The 4,528-nt window shown below is 44.6% G+C and carries 5 protein-coding genes; 1 reads left to right on the top strand and 4 read right to left on the bottom strand.

What is annotated here, in order from left to right; translation table 11 throughout:
* Positions 1–330: 330 nt before the first annotated feature.
* On the top strand, positions 331–528 hold the full coding sequence (locus tag F6K20_RS25560; RefSeq protein WP_131827220.1) for a hypothetical protein: 198 nt from the start codon (positions 331–333) through the stop codon (positions 526–528).
* Here the strand turns inward: F6K20_RS25560 and F6K20_RS25555 are convergent.
* From F6K20_RS25555 to F6K20_RS25540, 4 genes are all read right to left on the bottom strand, one after another.
* Positions 525–797, bottom strand: coding sequence for a DUF3143 domain-containing protein (locus tag F6K20_RS25555; protein WP_008179948.1), 273 nt, complete (start codon positions 795–797; stop codon positions 525–527). The two genes, F6K20_RS25560 and F6K20_RS25555, sit on opposite strands and share 4 nt — an antisense overlap.
* Positions 798–995: 198 nt before the next feature.
* Positions 996–1,610 (bottom strand): J domain-containing protein, encoded by a 615-nt coding sequence (locus F6K20_RS25550; RefSeq protein ID WP_287296503.1) that lies wholly within the window; start codon positions 1,608–1,610, stop codon positions 996–998.
* A gap of 777 nt (positions 1,611–2,387) precedes the next feature.
* Positions 2,388–3,584: an O-antigen ligase family protein gene (locus tag F6K20_RS25545; RefSeq protein WP_287296502.1), complete on the bottom strand. Its 1,197-nt coding sequence runs from the start codon at positions 3,582–3,584 to the stop codon at positions 2,388–2,390.
* 131 nt (positions 3,585–3,715) lie between these two features.
* Positions 3,716–4,384, bottom strand: a complete 669-nt coding sequence (locus F6K20_RS25540) for a YaaW family protein (protein WP_287296505.1) — start codon at positions 4,382–4,384, stop codon at positions 3,716–3,718.
* Positions 4,385–4,528 lie beyond the last annotated feature (144 nt).

Here is a 4,528-nt window from a genome sequence, read left to right as displayed (position 1 = left end):
TCCTGAACTACTGCTGACTTTTTCAGCTGGTCACCCACCAGGAGGTATTGACTCAAACTATTACTCTGACTAATTTGTCAGTTTTACTGAGATCTAGTCTACCGTACTTTTAAAAGAGCCGCACCCATAGGTTTTTTAGTTGCTCGCCTTTGGCGTCCCTTGTAGGGTAGGTTTTTTCGTTAAAGGTTTTTTAGTTGTTCGCCTTTGGCGTTACCGTAGAGTAGGTTTCAGGTTCAAGGTTATAGCTGATAAAAGCTATAGCATTTCTCATAGTTATGAGGTACATTCAATTTTCATTGACCCGACTCCCTACTCCCTCAAACCCAAAGGGTGGGGTACCTCACCCCATTGAAAACTGCTATAGTTGGAACATTCAACCTTCAACCTTCTAACCTTCTAACCTTCAACATTAAACCTTCAACATTAAACCTTCAACCTTCAACCTTCAACCTTCTAACCTTCGCCTTTCGGCCACGCTACGCGAACAACCTTCTAACTTTCAACTCAAGCAGACCCTTCACCGACTAAGGACCACAGAAAACTGCATCTTCTATATCTTTGCGGCTGAGGGAATACTTGAACGATCGTTGAATATCTTGTCCATCTTCCCCAGACTTGAGGTAGCGCACGATTAACTCCTCTACCTCAAGGCAAAGTTCTGCTTTCCAGGTAGGTCGATCAACACGCCAGCAATGTAGATCCTTACTGTCTTGTTCACATCCTAGTCTTTTCAGCCACCTCTCTATTTCAGGTAGAGGGTGGTTATACAAGGGGGTATCACCTGGCGGAAGTGTCATATCGAGTCCGATTAACTATTTATAATTATTGGTGGTACATCAGTATAAAATTTAAAATTGTCAATGGTCACCTGACAATTTTAAATTAACAATTAACACAATTAAAATTTATGGTATCAACCCTATTATAAGGGATTAACCATAATTATAAGGGATTAACTATAATTAATATTCTAAGTTATTCTTGATCAGTTATTCTTAGGAATGGTTTATCTGGAGATTTTGGGCTGATTGGTTATTAACCGGTATTTGACTATCCAACTTAGCAGGTTTCGCCTGTTGAATAGAATTAATCTGGGGTACGGTAAGCAAATCATGACCACTGGGTTTAGAAATTAGCAGAGCAGATTCACCTTGGGTTAATCCAATAGCTATCGCTAGTAGTAAGCAGCCTAAAAAGGTTACTCCTAAAATGAATAAGACAAAAATCTCCCCAGCTGAAAGGGGGCGGTCAGTGGGATCAAGGTAAGCTGAGGACGAGGATCTTGGTGGCTTTTGATTAACTGGATTGTTTAAACTAGGGGGTGGCTGAATAACATTGAGGCGGGAATAACCAATTTTTTGGTCATACATTGCTCGTCGCTCTGGATTACTCAGGGTAGCATAGGCTTCGTTCAGCTTTTGGAATTTAATCGTGGCAGTTTCAGTGGGTAAGTCGGTTGTATCAGGATGATAGCGCTTACTGAGTTGCCGATAGGCACGTCGGATAGCTATGGGTGATGCACTAGGGTGCAATCCCAGTATTTCGTAATAACTAGTAGGGTTTGGGCTTTCGCGATTCCTAATGTTTTTTCTGACCCGATCTTGTGCCACCGCAGTTTTATCCTAACTGGTTAGACAACGCTTTCGATTATTGTGACATCTGGAAGGATCCTGATTTTGTAATCCTGGCACAAAACCCGACAAATCGGGTAAACCAAGCTTAACTTCGCGTATTCTAGTGAACATGGGAGCGGTTATCCTGACCCTTGCTTAGATGACTCCTTTTCAACTAAGGTTTAGCTAATTGCTTTATCTAGAACTAAATTAGGTTAAATGTAAGCTTCCCCACGGCTAGAAGCTGGGGGCTTTCACCCCCAAGCAACAGGCGTGTTGGTTTCAGTAGCTAAGCGCAGACTTGACGCGCTCAAGCTCCAGATTAATTAAGCTTAAGGGTCAAGTGCCTAACCTCCAGGCTGGCTTACTCTACGGACACTTCCGCAGCTTCTACAACCGAGTCAATTCCCCGACAGCCCCAATACTTCGAGCAAGCGCATCACTCGCCGACACTGACTTACTGGCTTAGCCGTTTCTCCGTTCGCGTAGCGTCGGCTTTGCCGAAAGTTAGGAGTGTCTTAGCTCATTTCAGTCTATATTTATTCTACATCAAGATGCGTGGATATTCCGGAAGATTTATTAGCCAACCTCAAGGGTATTGAACCCTTGACCTTTGGTCACGCGGGGGGCGTTCGGCTGGCTGCGGGGGATTATCCCTCCCTATGCCATTAGACATCTCCAAAAATTAACCTCAAACCCTTGTACTGCCTGGGTCAAAACCGAGTTTCTGGAGATGTCTATTAGGCAAGGGCTTCTCATCCCCCGAGCCCCCTTTTATCGGTGACACGCCACGCCACGAATCGCTGACAACAACAGCCATCCCAAGGTATTAACCCGAAAATCAAACAGAGTTACATCCAGCAGATTGAATAGAGTACAGCTGCCAAAAGCCACCAGATAACTGAACAGAATTAAGTTGTCTTGATGCCAATCTTGTCTAGTGGTAGGGGTCGCAACGGTTGACCAAACCCTTAATAGTTGGATACCTTCAACCATAATCCAGCCAACTAATCCACTCAACATCAGTGTGCCTGGGATGCCAGTTTCAGCAGTCAACATTAGAGGTAGATTATGGGGATGACCAAGCCAGACTTCCATTTGTGACTGGTAAAGAGGAGTGAAATTGCGTAACCCCCAACCCAACCAGGGACGTTCCTGAATCATTGACCAAGTAAATTGCCACTGGGTTGTCCTCAAGGTAGCGATGGGCCGGTCGGGATACAACTGGTCAGACAATCGCATCCAAAAGTATGCTGGGACAATACTACGCAGCCATTGACGCCCTAGCATTGGACCAAATGATGCCCACAGAACACTACCAACAGCAGCAGTAACTGCTGTGACCAGCCAGTACCAACCTAAGTAAAGGGCAAAGGCAAGGCAAGCCAAAACAGCGATTATCCAAGCATTGCGGGAGTTGGTCAAAACTAGTGCGATCGCATTACCGATCACCACCACACTCAAGAACAACAGCGGATAATCGAATCGATGCCAGCTCCAACGCCTAGCTTGAAACCTCTCAATCCACAGCCCTATCCCTAAAATTAATGGTATTTGTAGATAAGCGGCTAGGATATTGGCATACAAAAACACTGAATCCATCCGACCTGGAGGATTCCCGTTAGCTACCAAGGTTGAACCAAAGACTAGTGATAATAGTTTTGGGCTAGTCCAACCCAAAACCATCTGAGCAAAACCCATTATAGTTACTGCTAGGGAAGGAATAACTAGAATCCAGGCTAATTGCCTCAGCTGTGCTGGGGTTTTGATTAGGGTAGACAAACCAGCGAAAACGGCGAAGAAGGGGATAAAATTCCCTAAACCTAGGAACGCTTCTGTGGGGTTAAATGCTAAGCTAGCAGTAATGAGCAGCCAGATACTCAAAATAGCCAATCCCCAGTTTAGGGGTTTTGAGATTATACTGGTGTACTTTTGCCGCCAAGTATCTCCCACAGCTAGAACTAACCCCACTGCGCCTAAAGCTGGAAATAGGGGAAAGATAAGAGTTCCCAGCTTAGCGCACTTCCAACCTATTTGTAGGTGATTGTTTGGATGTCTATTCTTTCCCAAGAACCAATTAACCACTAACCACTACTATCAATCTAAACTGGTTCCCAGCACTCAGCACGAGTCAGGCGAATTTGTGCTAAGGTTAAGATTGTTGGAATAATCCGACCGTAGTTGGTTGCGATCGCTCTCCAGCCTAAGTCAACGAAGAAATAGCTCCACATGATCGGACCTAGGCAGGCAAAAACACTCCGAGTAACCCCATAACGAGCAGCACTGAGTGCCATTCCCTGTCGTGCTGTTTGTACTGTCAAGTAGTTCTGAAACTGAGCTGCTGCTGCCAAACCCCCCTTCACTAGGGCTTGTTTAGCCACCTGATAGCGAGCGAAATGCAGGGCAAACTGGCGTGCCACCTGTTGCAGTATTATTGGCTTTAGAATCGAGGTCAATGCTAGGGCGCTACCACCTTTGAGTAAAAAGTCGATAGGATTGTGCTGGATTTGTACAGGTAAGGGTTCAGGGAGTTTTGACTTAGCTAAGCATTTCTGTACCTGTACTGTTAGGGATTGCTGCTCTTGGGTTGGTAAGCGTTTCCAGGTTTTCTCCATTAGGTGAAGAAATATTTCTGCTTCCAAGTCAGTTGTAGTCAGACGTTGAGAATAAGGAATTTTGAGGTAACGACAAACTTGAATCAGGGCTTGTCGGTAGGTTACTTCACTCGTGCGTCCCTTGAGTACTGTTACCTGGAATAAAATGTATGAAATTAGGTCATTGCCATGGAGAGGGAATGATTTATTTTTCTCTTCTGAAAACAAGTACCACCATTTGATCCACCCGTTGCGAGGTGGGGATTCTTACTTAATGAATTATTCTTTATATTTCCTCATATGGCATATATTTCTCTCAAA

Source organism: Moorena sp. SIO2C4, from assembly GCF_010672485.1.
GTDB lineage: Bacteria > Cyanobacteriota > Cyanobacteriia > Cyanobacteriales > Coleofasciculaceae > Moorena > Moorena producens.
Note: the sequence above shows the minus strand (reverse complement) of the source record. Positions and strands in the feature narration are given on the sequence as shown.